Source organism: Butyricimonas sp. Marseille-P2440, from assembly GCF_900091675.1.
Taxonomy (GTDB): domain Bacteria; phylum Bacteroidota; class Bacteroidia; order Bacteroidales; family Marinifilaceae; genus Butyricimonas; species Butyricimonas synergistica.
Genome location: NZ_LT594609.1, coordinates 967,081 through 986,539 on the forward strand (window position 1 = coordinate 967,081; position 19,459 = coordinate 986,539).

Sequence of the window (19,459 nt, forward strand, 5' to 3'; positions counted from 1 at the left end):
ACTAAAAACAATTTTATGAAAAAAAAGGACTACATGAAACGCTTGTGTTTTTATACATGGAAGATAAGGCGTATGCTGTCTGTGTTATTTCTTTTTGTGTTTATGGGGATAAATACTTTAAAGGCAGACACGATTGTTGAGAAGGTCGAGTTGAATATCTCGGTAAAGAATGCATCTGTGCTTCAGGTTTTTGCCCAGATAAAGCAACAGACGTCATTCAACTTTGTTTATAATGACCGGGATATTTCCCAGATCGGTTTGAAAACGATGGATTTAAAGAAAGCGGATATTGTTACCGTGTTGGATAAATGTATCGAGGGAACGGATTTGGTTTATGAATTTATGGGCAATATTGTCATTTTCAAGCGGCGTGCCGAGGCAGTCCGGGATAGTGTAAAGGAGGGTAAGGTGGTAGGTGTGGTAAAAGATGAACGAGGATTTCCGTTGCCCGGGGTCACGATACAAATAAAAAGCATGAAATTGGGTACGGCAACGGATAAAGACGGACGGTATGCTTTTCGCTTTGTTCTTGGAAAACAAATTGTTCTGGAATATTCTTTTATCGGAATGGAAACCGTGGAAGTGAAATATACCGGTCAAGACACGATTAATGTCGTAATGAAAGAGAGTGAGGTCGCATTGGAAGATGTTGTCGTGACGGGATATGCCAATCTTTCCCGACAGTCTTACACGGGAAACGTGAAGACGATGACTGCCGCTGAATTAAAAAAGGTTTCTCCGACAAATGTTTTGAAATCCATACAGGTGTTGGATCCTTCTTTTCGGATTGCCGTAAATAACGAGATGGGTTCTAACCCGAACGTGATGCCGAAAATAAGCATTCGCGGGGATTCCGGTATCGGGTTGACGGAGTTGGATGAGGTGAATGTGTCTAAAACGGCGTTGCAGAATAACCCGAACCTGCCGACATTTATATTGGACGGTTTCGAAGTGAGTGTCAATAAAGTGTATGATATGGATATCAACCGTATCGAATCGATCACCCTGTTGAAAGATGCGGCAGCCACGGCAATATACGGTTCCCGTGCCGCAAACGGGGTTGTGGTGATAACAACCGTTACTCCCAAGGATGGGCAAATATTGATTAATTACGGGTATAATCTGAATGTACAGGTTCCTGACTTGCGGGATTATAATTTAATGAATGCCCGAGAGAAAGTGGAGGCGGAGAAAGAAGCCGGATTGTTTGACGAGGAGTATTATCAACTGGCTTATTATCATGCGAAACTAAGATTGCTGGAACGGGGAAATAATACGGACTGGCTGGCTTTGCCGCTTCGGAATACTGCGAGTAGCAAACATTATTTAAGAATGGAGGGGGGAACAAACGGTTTTCGTTATGGAATCGATATAAATTATCAGGGAAATAACGGGGTGATGAAAGGTTCTGAAAGAAAAACCTTCGGATTGGGTTTGGAGCTACAATATAATATCGGAAAATTGTTGTTTAAAAATAGTGCCACGTACACGGGTGTTAATTCGGAGGAATCCCCCTTCGGTTCGTTTAGCAAATACACGACGATGAACCCCTATTATTCTTATTTGGATGAAGACGGGACTGTCGCTGAAATGATTAATACGGCAACGTCAAAAGGTGCGATAAGTAATCCGTTATACGACGCTTATCTAGGTAGTTTCGATAAAACGAAAAGCAAAGAATTTATAGATAATTTTGCGATCCAATATTACCTCACGAATAAAATTTATTTCAAAGGTTCTATTGCGTTGACTTATACGACGGGATCTTCTAATGCCTATACTTCACCCGAAGCCGGGCAATATTACAACAAATCTTATAAAGGCGAAATGACCGTTGGTAATACTACTGCTACAATAATAGACGGTAGTGTATTCGGGTATTATAACGATATGATCGGGTATCATAGTATAAATTTGTTTGCCGGTATAAACGTGAAAGAGAGTTCCGACGAGAGCCGTAGCGTGTACGTGAGAGATATTCCCGCGGGAGGGTTTGCCAACCCGCAATTCGCAAGAGAATTTCCGAATGCTCCGACTACTTTTCAACAAAAAACGAGATTGTTCGGAACGATCGTATCTTTAAATTACACATATCGTAATATTTATTTGTTGGATGCCACGTGGAGAATGGATGGGAATTCATCTTTTGGAAGTGAAACCCGTTTTGCGCCTTTCTGGTCGATGGGATTGGGGGTGAATATTCATAATTATGCTTTTATGAAGGGGGTAGATTGGCTTTCGGAGTTGAAAATCAGAGGATCGTACGGCGTTACAGGTAAAGCTAATTTCCCCGCTAACACGGCTCGCACCTTATATTCGATTAATAGCGAATCTGTTTATCCTACTGGGTTAGGAGGAAATATTACAGCCATGGGAAATAAAAACTTGAAATGGGAGAAAACGAAGATAACGGATATAGGTACCACGATAAATATTCTGGATGGTTTTTTAGTGTTTACCGGGACATATTATTTCCGCAGGACAGTGGATTTAATTGCTGATATGTACATTCCTTCGTCTTCGGGATTCCTATCTTATAAGGATAATATTGGAGAGATTACCAATAATGGTTACGAGATGAGTTTGCGGGTGAGAGCATTAGCCAAGCCTAACGCACAGCTTTATTTCACGGCTAATGTGGCAGCCAATAAAAATGAAATAAAGAAAATATCAGAGTCCCTGAAGTCGTATAATCAAAAGATAGAGGAAAAGTATCAGGATAGAGCCAATGTTCGTGAAGCCAAAAAGCCTTTGTTGAAATATGTAGAGGGTGCTTCGACGACATCAATTTATGCGATGCGGTCATTGGGGATAAATCCGCAAACGGGAGATGAGATGTTTCGTTATAAAGACGGGAGTTATGGTACGGAATGGCTCGCTTCGGAGAATGTTGCTATTGGGAATTCGGAACCGAAGATGAATGGTACGTTGTCTTCAAATTTGTTTCTGTATGGTGTTACGTTAGACGTGTATTTTACTTATACGTACGGGGGACAACAATATAACCAAACACTGCAAACAAAGATTGAGAATGCAGATATTGAAAATAATGTGGATAAAAGGGTGTTTACAGACCGGTGGAAAAAGCAAGGTGATATAGCCGGCTTCAAGAGCTTGAAGCAGTATAATGTTCCGACGAATCCTACCAGCCGATTTGTGCAAGATGACAACACGTTGACTCTACAGTCTTTATCTGTCGGTTATGAATTACCTGCAGACATACTCAAGAAGATTCGTTTTAGCCGGGTGAAATTTGCTTTTAACATGAACGATGTATTCCGTGTATCATCAATCAAGCAGGAAAGGGGCTTGTCTTACCCGTTTGCCAGAAGTTATAGTTTTTCAGTAAATGTAGGTTTTTAAAGATATAGATCATGAAAAAAAGATATATAATAAATATTGTCTTGCTGGCATTTATATTTTCGTCATGTGATAAATGGTTGGATGTAAAGCCGGAGCTGGATATATACGAAGAGACATTATTCGAAAAAGCACAAGGGTATTACATTGCGTTGAACGGATTGTATATTGATATGTCCGACAAAAAATTGTACGGGCAGGAATTAACCTGGGGAGTTGTAGAAGCCTGGGGACGCAGTTATAGCTTGAACGAGAAGACACATCGCTCCTATTTGGACGTGGCTAATTTTGAATATGGCAGGAATGAAGCGAGATCGATAGCAGCCTCTATTTGGTTGGCTAGTTATAAAGTTATTGCAGAGGCGAACAATTTGATTCAAGGGCTGGAAAAAGACGGGGATGTGAAATTCAAGTATGGAGATGTTACTAAAAATATGATTCTTGCCGAGGCATATGCGATTCGGGCTCTGATGCATTTTGAATTGTTGCGTATCTTTGCTAAGGCTCCGATTGCAGACAATGGCGGAGAGTCTGCTTTTATTCCTTATGTGACAGAATACCCGTCTATCGTCAATCCTCCGGTGGCGACGAAGAGTATTTTGAAGTATTTGATTGCGGATCTGGAGAAAGCCAAAGACTGGATTAAACCTTTTGACACGGATGCGCAATATCCCGGGGGAATGGCTTTTCGTGATTTGAGCGCATCCCGTGTTAAACTGGATAACGGATCGGGGATAATTTTAAATGTTGATGAGTTTTTCAACTATCGTGCCAATCGCTTGAATTATTTTGCTATATCTCAATTGCTTGCCCGTGTATGTTTGTATGCCGGGGACAATGATAAGGCTTTCGAACACGCAAACGAGGTGGTAAACGTGGTGGATAAAGGAACGAATTTACGGTTTGTCGCCCCTGGGTATATCGGAGATCCTATGGAGTTAAGTACGATAGAACCCCGGTTACATTCGGAAATACTTTTTGCTCCCTATAATTCAGACTTGTCGACTTGGACGGAGAACTATTTTAGTTCTTCAGCTAAAGATTGGCTTTTAGTACTGAACGACAAAAGTGGAATTTTCTCGGAGAACGCGAATGATGTGCGTTTGAAAGCGATACCCAAAAATATGGTAACTAAATTTTCTTTGGAAGGAAGGAACGAAAGTAACATGATCGCGGCAAAATCTTTGGAACCGGTACTTCGATTCCCGGAATGTTATTATATTGCGGCAGAAGCTGTTTTTGATAAAGACCGGGCTTTGGCTGTCGAGATATTTAATAAAGTAGTGAATGCCCGGAATAATTCGGTTTATAATCTGAAGGTAGACGTGGATAAAGATGCTTTTATGGAGGCGCTGGTCAAGGAATATCGTAGGGAATTTTTATGCGAGGGACAAATGGTTTACGTCTACAAGAGATTGAACCTGCCGTTAAGAGAGAATGGAACAACCGTCGCTCATAATGGGAAATTAGTTATGCCGGTACCTGACACGGAAGCCGGGGTACAGTAAATGATGTGTAATATAAATGCAGATAATTATGCGAATCATATTTTTACTTATTTTACTAGGTTGCTTGGCGTTTTACGGGTGCCAAGAGGAGAAACCGGAAATGTTCATTCCCGAAAGGTTTATCAAGTTTATGTTCGGGAATGAAGCCGGTGAGGATTACTATAAAATCGAGTGTAATTTTGCGTACGAGAGTGATAATACCATGGAAAAAATTATTTCCGTGCCAGTTGAATTCCGAGGCTACAATTTGACCGAAACGTTGCATTTTGCTGTCAACGTGGATAAAGAAAAAACGACACTCCCGGAAGATTGTTTTATTTTGGAAACAGAACAAGCGTTTCAACCGGATGGGGATTTTGTTGACACGATGCGTGTGAAATTACAGCGGAAGGCTATATTAAAAGAAAGGAGTAAAATCTTGAGATTACAATTAGTGCCTAGTTCGGATTTTCAAGTTTATATGGCAGATTCTTTGTTTGTAGAGATTACGGTGTCGGATATTTTCTCGCAACCCGAATGGTGGACTGATGATATCGCAAAGGCTTATTTGGGCGATTATTCTAAAGAGAAATATGATGAATTCGTAAAAGAAACAGGCATTCGTGATTTCGGGACTTTGGATCCTTCGGAAAAGAGATTTTATGCTATCATGTTTAAAAGAGCGTTGGAAAAAACACCCAGATTCGAAACGGATGGGCGTGTAATGTCTGTTACGATTACAGGATGATTTTTATAGAACTAAGAAATATGTATTGTAATGAACCAAAAAGATAGGTTATGAGAAATAAGATTTTAATGATATGCTTCTTAGGCTATATTTTATTAACCGGTTGCATGGATGACAAAACAAATTTGGATTATAAAGATATTGTATTGCCTGATTCTGTGATAATAACAAATATAGAGGATCAAGAAAGGTTTTATCTTCACGAAAATGCAATAGGTGCCCGATTCAAGGTGACTGCGGGTGATGAATTGCAATTAGACCTTGAGGTGAAATACGATGGGGATGATGAATTGGCTTACGAGTGGCGGATGGATGGTAAAGTGATTTCCACGGAGCAAAATTTGCGGCATGTATTCACGGAAGAAGGAAACGGGCAGTTATTTATTTACCGGAAAAATGCGGGTAATGCCACTATTTATGGTTTTCTGGTAGAAATACGTCGACCTTTTAGTACCGGGATCGTTGTGCTGGGCAAAAGTAACGGCGTCATCCAAATGGATTTTGTAGAACGTTATTGGGAGAAGAAAAACGTGGTGCTTGATGGAAGGCTTTATTCCAATTTCTCGGTCACGGAATATATCCCGCATGAAAACGTGTACCCTCTTTATAATGACGGGGAAGAGTTGGGACAAAATCCCGTGAAGGTATCTCGCGTTTCGGGACTGGCTCCGAATCCTGATGATCGATATAATGCTTTGCAAATCTTAGACCGGGACTGGCGGAAATCCGTTTCCGTGAATTCTGAGGATATGAAAAGAATCGTGTCCATGAAAGATGAGTTCGTGGGAGAACCGGTTAATTTGGTCCCGGTTAATTTTGAAAGTGTCGGAGCCCTCTCTTTGGTATTGGATGAATTAGGGAAAATATATACGCGAGTGAATTATGATGCGGGAAATCCGAACACGGGGCGCTTTATTCTTGAACCATTGGTTTTTGATGATCCTTATGATGTGCCAGATAAAGGCTCTGAAGAGATTAATGCTAAATATGTGACTGCAAAAGGAAATTTAGCAATTATTTATGAAAAGGAAAGAAAACGTTTTCTTGCACTCACGGCTTCAGACGGATATTACCAAAGTTTGGATTATTATGCGGTTCACGATTTATCTCGTCCGAGTAATATAGCTAATCTGCCTGCTGGTTTTATACCTCTTGCTGATTTTGATAAAGAGATCTATGCGATTCTTTTTCATGAGAGTTTTCTGAATGAAAATATTTATATTATCTATAAGGATGGTTCAGATTTTTATATACAAACATTCGGAATAAATACGATTTTGTATACGGCAGAGCATTCGGTAAGTTATACGGCTGTTTCTAATTTGAAATTGCCTGCCGATGCGGCAAGGTTAATAGAACAAGGGCACGGGCTCGTGAAAATTGCGATGGATAAGCGTTATAATGACTTTATGTATGTCGGGGCTGGTAATGCCTTGTATTCGATGAGTATGCAAGGTACCGCTATTTCAAAAATACATGAATTCACGGAAGAGGGGAATATGAAAGATTTTGTTATCACGACAACCTGGAGGGGCGACGGGGAAAATGCAGCCCAACGATATTTTAACGGGCGTGTATTTGGAGCTATTTTTGACAATGGGGATTTTAGGGTTCTAAAGTTGTATGACGATCCGCAGAAACCCGGGGAGATACAGAAACATTATTGGGTAAATAAAAATTTTGATGGGGGAGCTGTCGCGTTATATTACTATTGATTTAAAGGGATTATAGTAGTGTGTTTACGTGATGTTAGGCGGTGTCGTACACGACACCGCTTTTTTGTTTGAAGAAATAAAATTATATGAACATATGGCAAATACATTCCGGAGCGGAAAATAGGTTTGGCGGATTCGAGAACGTTTAAAGAGGTATATGAGCAATATTTTGCCGCTTTAAAGTATTCCGCTATGCGTTACGTGGGAGATGAGGAATTGGCGTGCGATCTCCTGCAAGATGTTTTTATTAAATTGTGGGAGAGAGTGGATGAGTTTGAGAATGAACTGCAATTAAAAACGTACTTGTACCGGATGGTGCGTAACCATTGTTTGACTTTTTTGCGGGACAAGCAAAGACAGGAGAAACGAATGGAAGGCTTTGAAGTGGAGGAAACGGAGGACTCTTTCGTGTATCAAATGATTAAAGCCGAGATATATGCTTTGATTAATGAGATTTTTGAAGAATTGCCCGAAGCCTGCCGGAACGTGTATGCGAAAAGCCTGGAAGGAAAAAGCCACAAAGAAATTGCGGGGGAATTGAATATTATATCGAAATTCAACAAGTAATCTGATAGGTTCTCATATTGTTTTTGGGCTTTGTTTTTCTCGTGTAGGGGGACGTTGATTTTGACGTATCGTTCCCGGTGAAGGTTTTATATTCCGAATAAAATGAATTTGAGATTATTCCTCAGGATCGTCATGGCACGTTTGAAATGGGTTTTCACGGTTGTTTCGGCAATATCCATTTGTTCCGCTATTTCCCGAATCTTCTTTTTTTCTACAATGTGTAATAATACTACTTCCCGTTGTTTGTCGGGCAGTAAGTTCAAAATGTGATTCAACCGTTCGTGAATGTCTTCGTCGATTTCGGGGTCTTCGATGTTTGAGAATAATATCGCTTCAATGATTTTGTCTTGATGTTTATATTGAATATCGAGGTTTCTCAGGTAATTCATGCATTTATTTTTCACTATCCCGAGCAGGTAATACGAAACGGGCTGCCTTTCATCGTACCTTTCCGGGTTTGACCATAAGGAGAGAAAAGCTTCCTGTACCATATCTTCGGCTTCTTTCCAGTCGTAAAGATAACGCATGGCGTAGTGCTGCAACGGGAGGAATGAGGTTTTATACAATTCATGAAAAGCCTTTACATCCCGCTTTTTTATTCGGGAGCCCAGTTCATCTTTTTTCATGAATTCATCCATTCGAGGTCGAGTATTTTTGACAAAGATAATTTTTTTTTCAAAATCGTGTCCTCCATTTTCGAATCTCGTGTTAATATAGACAAAACCGAATGATTGAGAATTGAAAGTTATGGAGAGAAATCATATTAGTTGGGATATTTTGCTGCGGAAAGTCCGGCGGACGTTGTCGCCGGAGGAAGAGGCGGTGTTTCAGGAATGGTTGGCGGGGGACGAAAGGCACCGGGAGTATTACGAGCGGGTGCGGCGGGTATGGTCGGCAGAGGAAACGACGTGCGAGATGGATACGGATATAGCCAGGGTGATAGCCGGGTTTGATGATTACGTGCGGAAGGAACGGGAGTTGAGGCGGAAGAGAATGGTTCGCCATGCGTATCGTTATGCAGCCTGTTTGTTTTTCCTGTTGGTTGTTGGCTGGGGGATTTTGTTTTTGAACAAGGGAGAGAAGCAGGCAGAGAGGCTGGCTAGTGTGAATAAAGAATCGGTCCCCGGTGGGAATAAGGCAATTATTCTTTTGGGGGACGGGAAGAAGGTGGACGTGGAGATGTTGGCGGACACGATGTTCTATAAGGCGGAAGGGATCGAAGTGCAGAAGAATGCGGGAGTTATTAAATATAGCGGGCTTCAGAAATCGGAGGTGACGTACAATACAATCATGATTCCTAGGGGCGGCGAGTACCAGGTGGAGTTGAGCGATGGCACGATGGTCTGGTTAAATTCAGAAACCCAATTGAAGGTGCCGACGGCGTTTGTCGGGGAGGAGCGGCGTGTTTTCCTGTTGGGAGAGGCTTATTTTGCGGTTACAAAGGATGACCGGAAACCTTTTATCGTGGAAACGGATCTGGGGAACGTGAAGGTTTACGGGACAGAGTTTAATGTTAAGCGTTACCGGGACGAGAAGCAGTTGAAGGCAACGTTGGTGGAGGGTGTGATCGGGTTCAGCAGTGACCGGATAGGGGAATTGAAGTTGAAGCCGGGGTATCAGTTGAGCCTGACGGAGGGAGCCGGGAAGCCGGAGATAAAACAAGTGAAGATTTATAACGAGATCGCGTGGAGGAACAAGCAGTTCTGTTTCGAGAACGAAACGTTGGAGGAGATTGCCCGGGAACTGGAAAGGTGGTACAACGTGAAGATTGTCTTTGCTGACCCAGTGTTGAAAGATTTGGTCTTTTCGGGGACGTTAAGCCGTTACGGGAAGATCGAAACGTTGTTGCGTCTTTTCGAGGAAGGGGTAGAGGTGAAATTTGTGGTGGAGAAAGACACGGTGAAAGTGATGAGAAAGTAAAAAAGTAGAGAATGTATCCTGTAGTCGGCAAACTTTAGATAGCATTCTCCACAGATTCATTAATATTAACGAATTAATAAGACAAATGTATGAAAAAAAAGACACCTGACAGGCATATTCAGTCTGTATTTTCACGGAAAATGTTGTTGGTGGTACTCTTGTTGTTTCCTTTTTCGCTGGTTCGTGCGGCGACGGAGGATTCAACACGTTTGGTAACCTTTAGCACGAAAGCTGAAAGTCTGAATCATGTTTTAATCAAATTCAAAGACCAGACCGGGGTGGAAATTCTTTTTAACCGGCAACTTTTGGGCGATCAGGTATGCAAGGAATTGAACTTGGTGAAGGTTTCGGTTGACGTGGCTCTCGGCAAGATACTGGAGGGTACGGGATTCGAGTTCTCCAAAGTGGATGGCGTGTATATTATCAAGAAGAAGACGAAGGAGAAGATTACACGGGTAGAGCCTCGTGTGGTTACCGGGGTGGTGAAAGACGCACAGGGAGAACCGTTGCCGGGGGTAACGGTTGTCGTGAAGGGTACCACGTTGGGATGTGCCACGGATGCGGATGGAAAATATAAGTTGCCCATATCGTTGGAGGGGGATGTCGTTCTGGTATTTTCATTCGTGGGGATGCAGACGAAAGAGGTGACTTATAAGGGGGAGGCGGAGTTGAATATCACGCTGGAGCCGGATGTGACGGAGATAGAACAAGTGGTGGTTACCGGTATCTTTACTCGCAAGGCAGAGAGTTTCACGGGGGCGGCGACGACGTTCAAGCGAGAGGATTTGAAACGGTTGGGAAATCAGAATATCCTGCAAAGTTTGAAGAATATGGACCCTTCGTTTATCGTGACGGAGAGCGTGGATTTCGGTTCCGACCCGAATCGTATGCCGGATATGCAGATACGCGGGGCTTCGAGCTTGCCGAACGTGAAAGGCGATTATGCTTCCAACCCGAACCAGCCTCTTTTTATCCTGGATGGTTTCGAGGCGACGGTGGAGAAGGTGTTCGACCTGGATATGAACCGGGTGGCTTCGGTGACACTTTTGAAGGATGCGGCGGCAAAGGCTATTTACGGTTCCCGTGCGGCAAACGGGGTGGTGGTTATCGAAACGGTTCAGCCGGAGAAAGGAATGTTGAAGGTGACTTATTCCGGCGATCTGAATATTACCGGACCGGATTTGAGTAGTTATGATTTGTGTAACGCAGCGGAGAAGTTGCAGGTGGAGTGGGATGCCGGGCGTTATGATGCTTATTACCCGAAGGATGACCAATTCCGCTTGGAGGAATATAATCAGTTGCAAAAGGAGATTGCCCGCGGGGTGAACACGTATTGGCTGGCAAAGCCGTTACGGACGGGCGTGGGACACAAGCATTCCTTGTATCTGGAAGGGGGAGATGATTACTTGCGTTACGGGGTGGATGTGTCTTACAACAAGGTTGCCGGGGTTATGAAAGGTTCCGACCGGGAGAATGTGGCGGGAGCGATCACGTTGTCATACCGCTATAAAAGTTTGTTGTTCCGAAACGTGTTGAGCGTTACGTTTAATAAAGCGAATGATTCTCCTTACGGCAGTTTTGCGGAGTACACGAGGTTGAACCCGTACTGGAGTCCCCGTGACGAGAACGGGAATCTGAAACGGGTGCTGGGTGAGTTCCGGCTGGCGGACTGGCGGGATGCTACGGTGTATTACAATCCTTTGTATAACGCTACTTTGGGAACAAAGAATTTCTCGAAATACACGGAGGTTACCGACAATTTTTACGTGGAATGGCAGATGTACAAAGATTTGAAGTTTATCGGTCGTTTCGGGTACTCGCAGAAGCAGGATAGCCGGGAAGATTTTTACCCCGGGAATCACACGAAGTTTGCCGATTGGACGGGAGATAATTATTTTAAGCGAGGATCTTATTATATCAAGGACGGGACAAATAAGACGTTGAAGATCGACGCCACGTTCAATTATTCCAAGCAGTGGGACAAGCATTTGTTGTTTGCCAATCTGAACTGGAATTTGCAACAGGATAGTTACGATTACCACGGGATGGAGGCATGGGGGTTCCTGAACGATAAGGTGGATCACGTGGCTTTTGCCAAGCAATATGCGGAGAACGGCGTCCCGACGGGTGATGATGCCACGACCCGTGAGATCGGGGTTGTCGGGGCTGTGAACTATTCTTACGATAACAGGTATTTGGCGGATCTTTCTTATCGATTGAGCGGTTCGTCGGTGTACGGGGCGGACAATCGTTGGGGAAGTTTCTGGTCTGTCGGCATCGGTTGGAATATGCATTACGAGAGTTTCCTGAGCGGGCAGGAGTGGTTAGATCAGTTGAAGGTGCGGGCTTCTATCGGGTATACTGGAAGCCAGAATTTCAATCCCTACCAGGCGATGGCGACTTATAGATATTTCACGAACGCGGAATATGACAATATCGTGGGGGCTTACTTGATGGGAATGGCGAATGACAAGTTGAAGTGGCAGCAAACGAGGGATATTAATATCGGTTTTGATGCCCGTTTGCTGAAGGGATTGACGTTGCGTTTCGATTACTATATCAGTAATACGGATAATCTGTTGGTGGATTTTGATTTGTCAGGTTCCACGGGGTTCAACACGTTTAAGGAGAATTTGGGCGAAGTGCAAAACCGGGGTTTTGATGCCACGTTGAGCTGGCGGCTGTATAATAATGTCGAGTCGGATTCTTATTTCACGGTTTTCGGTTCGGTGTCTTCCAATAAAAATAAGATCGTGAAGATTTCGGATGCGCTGACAAAGTCGAATGAGGCACAGGATGATGAGGGAGTGAATCCCTCGAAGCCTTATACCCGTTTTGAGGAGGGGCAGTCCACGAGTGCCATCTGGGCGGTGCGTTCCCTGGGTATCGATCCGGCAACGGGTAATGAAATGTTCTTGGATCGAAACGGGCGGAAGACTTACGAGTGGAATATCAACGATCAGGTGGTGTGTGGCGAGTCCAACCCGAAGTTGCAGGGTAATTTCGGCTTCAATGCGGAATACAAGGGGATTGCACTGAATTGTTCTTTCAGTTATAAGCTGGGAGCTGATTATTACAATCAAACATTGGTTGACCGGGTGGAGAACGTGGACGTGCAGTATAACGTGGATAGGCGAGTATTCACGGGTACGTGGAAGAAAGCGGGGGATGTTACTTTCTTCAAACGGATTTCCGATACGCCGACGACGACCCGACCGACCGATCGTTTCGTGGAGCGTCAAAACGAATTGTCGCTGGCGTCGCTGAACGTGTCGTATGATTTGAGGCACGTGCATATAACGAAGTATGTGGAGCGGATGAAGCTGTCATTTTACATGACGGACGTGTTCCGGGTGTCTTCGGTAAAAGCGGAACGGGGGTTGGAGTATCCTTTCGCCCGGACTTATTCTCTGGGTTTGCAGGCAACTTTTTAACGATAACAGGACAGAATTATGAGATATAGAATGAATTTTTACAGGAAATACCTGTGTTTTAGCTTGGTCGTGCTGATGTTTGCGTCGTGCAACAGTTGGTTGGATGTTGAACCGAAGTCACAGGTGAAGGATAAGGATTTGTATTCTTCCGAGAGTGGGTTCAAGGAAGCGTTGGCGGGTGTTTATAGTATTATGACACAGGAGTATCTTTACGGGAAAGAGTTGACTTTCGGGATGTTGGGCGTGTTGGCGCAGGAGTGGGATTACGAACCTTCGGAGTATGCCGACGATAAGTTGTATAAATACGAGAGCACGAAGCCGGAGATTCGGATTGACTCGATATGGTGCGGTTTGTATAATGCGATTGCTAATGCCAATAAGTTGTTGGAGGAGATCGATGCGAAACAGTCGAAGTTCACGGGGGTGAATTACGAGGTGATTAAGGGTGAGGCTCTGGCATTGCGGGCATACCTGCATTTTGACTTGTTGCGGGTGTTCGGAGCCAGTTACGCGGAGAAGCCGGACAAGATGGCAATCCCTTACGTGACGGCTTATACTTCGGATGTGTTTCCGCAGAAGACGGTGGCGGAGGTTATCGGCAAGGTGCTGGAAGATTTGACGACGGCATCGGAGTACTTGAAGAATGACCCGATGTACACGGGGAAGGTGGTGACGGAAACGGATGATAACGGGTATTTGCTGAATCGGCAGGTGCATTTGAATTATTATGCCGTGAAGGGGTTGATGGCTCGGGTGTATCTTTACAAGAAGGATTACACGAATGCGGCACGTTGTGCTTCCGAGGTGGTGGAGTCCGGTAAGTTCGAGTGGGTGGAGCAAGCCAACCTGACGAACGAGAATATGGCGGATGTTTCTTTTTCCTCGGAGCATTTGTTTGCCTTGAACGTGGTGACGCTGGGGAATCGGGCGGAGAAGTATTTCTCCGGGAGTAGTTCTTTTTTCGCGATGGATGAAGCTACCTTGTTGGATTATTACGGGTTGGCGCAGGATTATCGGTACCTGTACCAGTTCAAAACGGGGACGGGATTGAATAGTACGTTGCGTTATCCCAGGAAGTACGACCAGCTGGAAGGTGACGGAACTACGGCATGGTCTGTGAGGTACCGGAATAAAATGCCGTTGATTCGTTTGTCGGAGATGTATTATATCCTTGCCGAATGTCGTCATTATACTTCCGGGGATGCGCTGGGGGCGTTGAATGAGGTGCGCCGCCACCGGGGTGTTGCCGATTTGGGAGAGTCTGACGTGGCGGATTTTGGAGCCACGTTGTTGTCGGAGTTCCGGAAAGAGGTCGTGGGAGAAGGTCAACTTTTCTTTTATTACAAACGGGTGAACGCGGAGTCCATGAAGCGAACCGATGCCGATATGGTGGGTATGGGACTGTACAAGTTGCCGTTACCGAAAGCTGAATTGCAGAATCCGGGTTGGGTAAGTAACAAATAAGGAGGAATTATGAAAAAACAAATGATATATTTGGGGGTGATGATAGCTTTTATGCTGTGTGCCTGTGAGGAAGACGATAAATTGATGTACGACGAGAGCTCGCGGGCGTTGAACCTGTGGTTCGGGACTGACGCGATAAACGGCAGGCTGGATAGTACGGTGTATAATTATGCTTTTCGCCCGTTGGATACGGATTTGGATTCCGTGATGTTCTACGTGAAATTGGCGGGAGTACCGTCGGATGAGGATCGCACGTTTGAATTGCACGCCGTGGGTGGGGATTCCGGTTCGGTGGTGGAGGGGAAACACTATGTGTTGCCGTCTTACGTGCTGAAAGCCGGGTCGACCGGGGGAAGTTATCCGATATATTTGAAGAACACGGCGGATTTTAAGAACAAAGCGTTTTCTCTTTCTTTTGCCTTGAAGGAAAATGAATTTTTCCAAGCCGGGGCGAAGGAATACGCAACGTTGAAGTTGAATATCAAAGACCGGGAGGAGATTCCACAGTATTGGAATGAAGATCCGGTGACGTATATGCCGTTGAAGAATTTCTTTGGTACTTATAGCCACAAAAAATACCAGTTTATTATCAAGGTGACGGGGAAGGTGATTCTCCGGGTGATTTACCAGGGGACGCCGACACCACCGAATGAAATCTCTTATTTTGAAGCCCAGTATTTACAAGCCAAATGCAGGCTTGCTGTCGAGGAGTATAACAGTAATCCGGATAACCCGGATAGACCGTTGTCGGATGAGAATGGACCTATTACTTTTTAAAAATGCAGATTATGAATGTATTGAAATATATTGTATTGATTGTTGTTGCTTGTAGTGCGTTATGGGCGTGTTACGACGATAAGGGAAATTACGATTACCGGGAATTGGACAAAATTGTGATAGATTCGACGGGAGGAGCGGTGCAGTCAAGTTACTCGATAGCCCGGCTGGATGTGTTGGATATTCCTTTGAAAGTGTATTATAACGGGGAGTTGGTGAACGGTGTGGAGGAGCGATTCCCGGATTTGGAATTTAATTGGGTGGTTTACCAGCAAGGGATGGGAACCCCGATTGCCGAACGGGATACGATAGCCGAAGGGATCGCTTTGAAGCTGCCGATAGAGCTGGAAGAGAAGGATTGGGAATTGGTGTTCACCGTGTTGGACAAGAAAACGGATTCCAGGGAGTTTATGAAGTTCGACCTGAAGGTGAATGCTGCCTTGAGTGAAGGATGGATGGTGGTGTACGAGAGGGATGGCAAGACGGATGTCGGTTTGATTGTTAATAAGTTGATCGCCCCGAACGTGACGAAGGAACGGACGTGGGTGGATATATACTCGGCTTTTAACGGTGTCCCGCTGGACGGCAAGCCTGTACGGGTGTTGTATTCCGTATCGACGAAGCCGGAAGGCGTGGTGGTCGTGACGAATGAAGACATGGTTACTGTAGACCCGTCTACTTTTAGTTGCCTGTATCCTTTCAGCGATATGTTTTGGGCTGCCCCTGGCGTGAAAGCTCCGGATCATTATACGGCTTTCTTTAATAAACGGGAACTTGTAATTAATGACGGAAAGGTGCACACGGTGAATTTTTCGACGAGCGGTTCAAACCGGACAAATTTGTTTTTCGGGGTGCCTTGCACGGGAGAATACGGGAAGCTGGCTGACTGGAGTGCCAACATGAGTTCGGCGTATAGCGGTGTCGTGTACGACCAGGTGGAACAGAACTTTAAATGCATAAAGTCAAATCAGACCGTGGTTGTTGGTTTGCCCGTGCAAAGTTCGGGAATTGCTTTCGATTGTAATAACGTGGGGTTGGAATTGGTTATGAGTGATTACGGGTGGAATCATTATGAATACATGGTCATGAAGGACGAGGGGGAGCACTATTACTTGTTGGTTGCTGATTTCTGTAGTTTTATGACCCAGAATATGATTGGAGTGGGAAAATACGATATGGCAAATTGCAAAGGATTGTTTGATGGAGTGTCTTCCGTAACAGCCGGATACAAGGGTGAGATATTTTATTATGCAGCCGGGGACGGGGTGTACCTGTACGACTATAAATCTTCAAATACGACAGGAGATCCGGTGTGGGAAGCTCCGGAGGGGGAAGTGGTGACTTGTGTGCGGTTGCAAAAATATTACCAGGGAGCACAGATGATGGCAAATACTCCGCCCAATGCTTGCGAAGTGTTGTATATCGCTACTTATAACGAGAAGGAGGGAAAGGGTACGGTATACCAATTGAAAGTTAATCCTTCTAACGGAGTCGTGGATAAGAGTAGCGAGAAGCCGTTTTATGGTTTCGGGAAAGTGAAAGATATGGGATGGAAGATTAAATAAATTAATTTATAAATAATAGAGGATATGAAGTTTTGTTATTTACTTACAATTGTAAGTGTTGTTGGAATGTTGTTGGCTGGCGTGAAGAGTTCTTCGGCTCAAATGACAGTTAATTTGCCCGTGCAGGCAGGTGCGAGTGCGGATGAGGGTGCGGGTATTCGTTTTTTCGAGGGTTCTTGGGAAGAGGCATTAGCCGAATCGAAGAAAACGGGGAAGCCGATTTTTATGGATTGTTATACCGCATGGTGCGTGCCCTGCAAGATGTTGGCAAAGGAGGTTTTCACGTTGCCGGAGATTGGGGAGTATTTTAATGCCCGTTTTGTTAATGTGAAGATGAATATGGAAACGGAGCAGGGGAAGGTATTGAATAAGCGGTACGAGGTGACGGGGTATCCGACGTTGCTTTTCCTGGATGGTGATGGTAATATGACTCACCGCATCGTGGGTGCGCCGGATTGGAAGATGTTATTGAAGGAGGCTGCCCGGACGATCGAGGGGAAAGGGTATTCCCCGATGAATAAGGCATATGCCGATGGAAATCGCCAACCCGGCTTTATACAGGAGTACATGGAGGTATTGGACATTGCCGGGGAAGGGGCGAAAGCGGCACAGGTTTGTCTGGATTATTTCGAGACTTTGGATAAAGCGAAATTGAAGGAACGGGAGTATTGGGATTTGTTCTGCAAGTACGTGAAAGATGTGGATGCCGGGGTATCGAAATATGTGTACAAGAATCGGAAGGAGTTTATTAGTCTGTTCGGGGAGCAGGAGGTGAACCGGAAATTGTTCCAATTGTATGACGGAGGTGCTTGTCGTTATTGGAAAGAGGAAGACGGAACGGGGGTGTTTGACGAGAAAGGATTCGAGAAGTATGTCCGGGATTTGATGAAAAAGGATATTGACCGGAAAGAGCAGATTATTAGCAATGCCCGCATGAATTATGCCATGAAGGCGGGAGATTGGGCGAAATATGTGCAATTGGGAAATGAACGTCTGGAAGCCGGGGAAAATAACGACTTCGTCGTGTATAACTGGGGATTACGAGTGAATTTTGCTTGTAAAGATATGGCTTTGCGTGAGGAGGTGGCGAAATGGATGGATCGGTTTGCGGATGCCTGTGACCGGAAGCCGAATGCCAAAGAGATGACGGGTTTGAAAAATTCCTACATGAAAGTTGCTGATAAATTGCGACACCCGGAGAAAAATGACAAAAATTATCGTCCTACCATTACAATTCAGGGAAAAGTAGCGGCATTGCGTGACGGGGAAGATATGATCCGGGTTATCAAGAAAGATGGCTTTTTTAAACAAACGATAGATTCTTGCGAGATTAAGCCGGACGGGACTTACGAGTTAAAGATGAAAGTGGAACAGCCGGGGGTATATATGCTGGAATGCCAAGGAGGTCAACGGGTCAGCTTTTGGGCTGGCGATGAAGACGTGAACGTTGATTTTCCTGGCTTCGGAAATGCTAAATATAAGATTCTCCGTCCGATGTATATTCATGTTAGTGGGGGAAAGAACAACGAGGTGATGAGTCAGTTGAATTGGGAAACCTACCAAAATGTGCAGTTGATGGGAGCGTTTTCTCGTCCGATATACCGTCAGGAAGGACTTACCGATGCCGTGAAGGAGCAGTTTTCTCTGGAATTGTGTGGAATTGCCAATAGTGACATGTTTGATCGTTTGCAACATTGGGCGGAGGTGTATGCCGACCGGGAAGCGGTTTTGGTGATTATTGAGAGATTGAGAGGAGAGAAGTATGCTGGGACGGTTCAAAAAGTGATGGCTATAGCGGAAGAGAAGTATCCGAATAGTGCCTTGTTGAAAGAGGTTAAAGCTTCGTTGGCACAGCAAAAACTCGTGAAACAGGGAGGGATGGCACCCGAGTTTTCTTACCCGACTCCCGACGGGAAAAGGAATTTAGGACCTCAGGATTTCAAGGGGAAATATCTGGTATTGGATTTTTGGGCTTCGTGGTGCGGTCCCTGCCGGGGTGAGATTCCACACTTGAAAGAGGCTTACGCTAAATATGCGGATAAAGGAGTTGCCTTTTTTAGCGTATCGATAGATAAAAGCGATGCTGCTTGGCGGAAAGCTTTGACCGAGGAGAATATGCCCTGGGAACAGGTTTGTGCCCCGCAGGCTGGAAAGGATGTGATGAAATTGTACCAGTTTGCAGGTATTCCTCATATCCTGGTGCTGGATAAAGAGGGGCACATCGTGGGAACGAACTTGCGAGGTAAGGCATTGATGGATAAATTGGAAGAATTGGTTCATGGGAGTAAACCGAAAGCATCCATGATGATTGTGCGGTAAAATTATAGAGCCGGGATGTTCACGAAACGAGAGATATTTATGCTTCTTTTATTACACAGCTTTATCGTGAACTTCCCGCTCTTGTTTTGTGCTGTTGTGCCCG

General features: G+C 44.6%; 12 protein-coding genes. 11 read left to right on the top strand and 1 reads right to left on the bottom strand.

Annotation, left to right across the window (positions count from 1 at the left end; translation table 11 throughout):
• The first annotated feature begins 15 nt into the window (after positions 1 to 15).
• The 5 genes from BN8899_RS09655 (at position 16) to BN8899_RS09675 (ending at position 7,877) form a co-directional block, all read left to right on the top strand.
• Positions 16 to 3,363 (top strand): SusC/RagA family TonB-linked outer membrane protein, encoded by a 3,348-nt coding sequence (locus BN8899_RS09655; RefSeq protein ID WP_082986983.1) that lies wholly within the window; start codon positions 16 to 18, stop codon positions 3,361 to 3,363.
• 11 nt (positions 3,364 to 3,374) lie between these two features.
• A complete protein-coding gene (locus BN8899_RS09660; protein ID WP_065219254.1) occupies positions 3,375 to 4,868 on the top strand; it encodes a RagB/SusD family nutrient uptake outer membrane protein in 1,494 nt (497 codons plus the stop codon).
• A gap of 28 nt (positions 4,869 to 4,896) precedes the next feature.
• On the top strand, positions 4,897 to 5,595 hold the full coding sequence (locus tag BN8899_RS09665; RefSeq protein ID WP_065219255.1) for a DUF4843 domain-containing protein: 699 nt from the start codon (positions 4,897 to 4,899) through the stop codon (positions 5,593 to 5,595).
• Positions 5,596 to 5,645: 50 nt separating this feature from the next.
• Complete coding sequence (locus tag BN8899_RS09670; RefSeq protein WP_148375357.1) at positions 5,646 to 7,310, top strand: PKD-like family lipoprotein; 1,665 nt, start codon at positions 5,646 to 5,648, stop codon at positions 7,308 to 7,310.
• A gap of 126 nt (positions 7,311 to 7,436) precedes the next feature.
• The gene (locus BN8899_RS09675; protein WP_065219257.1) at positions 7,437 to 7,877 is read left to right on the top strand and encodes a sigma-70 family RNA polymerase sigma factor; all 441 of its coding nucleotides are present in this window, start codon (positions 7,437 to 7,439) and stop codon (positions 7,875 to 7,877) included.
• Between the two features lie 86 nt (positions 7,878 to 7,963).
• Here BN8899_RS09675 and BN8899_RS09680 read toward each other — a convergent pair whose 3' ends face one another.
• The gene (locus BN8899_RS09680) at positions 7,964 to 8,515 is read right to left on the bottom strand and encodes an RNA polymerase sigma factor (RefSeq protein WP_065219258.1); all 552 of its coding nucleotides are present in this window, start codon (positions 8,513 to 8,515) and stop codon (positions 7,964 to 7,966) included.
• Between the two features lie 109 nt (positions 8,516 to 8,624).
• On the opposite strand from BN8899_RS09680, the gene BN8899_RS09685 reads away from it, so the two are divergent.
• The 6 genes from BN8899_RS09685 to BN8899_RS09710 all read left to right on the top strand — a co-directional run bounded on the left by BN8899_RS09685 (position 8,625) and on the right by BN8899_RS09710 (position 19,356).
• A complete protein-coding gene (locus BN8899_RS09685) occupies positions 8,625 to 9,797 on the top strand; it encodes a FecR family protein (RefSeq protein WP_065219259.1) in 1,173 nt (390 codons plus the stop codon).
• A gap of 89 nt (positions 9,798 to 9,886) precedes the next feature.
• A complete protein-coding gene (locus tag BN8899_RS09690) occupies positions 9,887 to 13,231 on the top strand; it encodes a SusC/RagA family TonB-linked outer membrane protein (RefSeq protein WP_231932316.1) in 3,345 nt (1,114 codons plus the stop codon).
• Positions 13,232 to 13,249: 18 nt separating this feature from the next.
• Positions 13,250 to 14,695: a RagB/SusD family nutrient uptake outer membrane protein gene (locus tag BN8899_RS09695; RefSeq protein WP_231932317.1), complete on the top strand. Its 1,446-nt coding sequence runs from the start codon at positions 13,250 to 13,252 to the stop codon at positions 14,693 to 14,695.
• 9 nt (positions 14,696 to 14,704) lie between these two features.
• Positions 14,705 to 15,472 (top strand): DUF4843 domain-containing protein, encoded by a 768-nt coding sequence (locus BN8899_RS09700; RefSeq protein ID WP_026207502.1) that lies wholly within the window; start codon positions 14,705 to 14,707, stop codon positions 15,470 to 15,472.
• Positions 15,473 to 15,483: 11 nt separating this feature from the next.
• A complete protein-coding gene (locus tag BN8899_RS09705) occupies positions 15,484 to 17,037 on the top strand; it encodes a PKD-like family lipoprotein (RefSeq protein ID WP_065219465.1) in 1,554 nt (517 codons plus the stop codon).
• Between the two features lie 24 nt (positions 17,038 to 17,061).
• On the top strand, positions 17,062 to 19,356 hold the full coding sequence (locus tag BN8899_RS09710; RefSeq protein ID WP_065219262.1) for a thioredoxin domain-containing protein: 2,295 nt from the start codon (positions 17,062 to 17,064) through the stop codon (positions 19,354 to 19,356).
• Positions 19,357 to 19,459 lie beyond the last annotated feature (103 nt).

Coding starts and splice junctions, on each gene's coding strand:
- BN8899_RS09655 (WP_082986983.1), top strand. CDS start 16: ATGAAAAAAAAGGACTACATGAAACGCTTGTGTTTTTATACATGGAAG.
- BN8899_RS09660 (WP_065219254.1), top strand. CDS start 3,375: ATGAAAAAAAGATATATAATAAATATTGTCTTGCTGGCATTTATATTT.
- BN8899_RS09665 (WP_065219255.1), top strand. CDS start 4,897: ATGCGAATCATATTTTTACTTATTTTACTAGGTTGCTTGGCGTTTTAC.
- BN8899_RS09670 (WP_148375357.1), top strand. CDS start 5,646: ATGAGAAATAAGATTTTAATGATATGCTTCTTAGGCTATATTTTATTA.
- BN8899_RS09680 (WP_065219258.1), bottom strand. CDS start 8,515: ATGGATGAATTCATGAAAAAAGATGAACTGGGCTCCCGAATAAAAAAG.
- BN8899_RS09685 (WP_065219259.1), top strand. CDS start 8,625: ATGGAGAGAAATCATATTAGTTGGGATATTTTGCTGCGGAAAGTCCGG.
- BN8899_RS09690 (WP_231932316.1), top strand. CDS start 9,887: ATGAAAAAAAAGACACCTGACAGGCATATTCAGTCTGTATTTTCACGG.
- BN8899_RS09695 (WP_231932317.1), top strand. CDS start 13,250: ATGAGATATAGAATGAATTTTTACAGGAAATACCTGTGTTTTAGCTTG.
- BN8899_RS09700 (WP_026207502.1), top strand. CDS start 14,705: ATGAAAAAACAAATGATATATTTGGGGGTGATGATAGCTTTTATGCTG.
- BN8899_RS09705 (WP_065219465.1), top strand. CDS start 15,484: ATGAATGTATTGAAATATATTGTATTGATTGTTGTTGCTTGTAGTGCG.
- BN8899_RS09710 (WP_065219262.1), top strand. CDS start 17,062: ATGAAGTTTTGTTATTTACTTACAATTGTAAGTGTTGTTGGAATGTTG.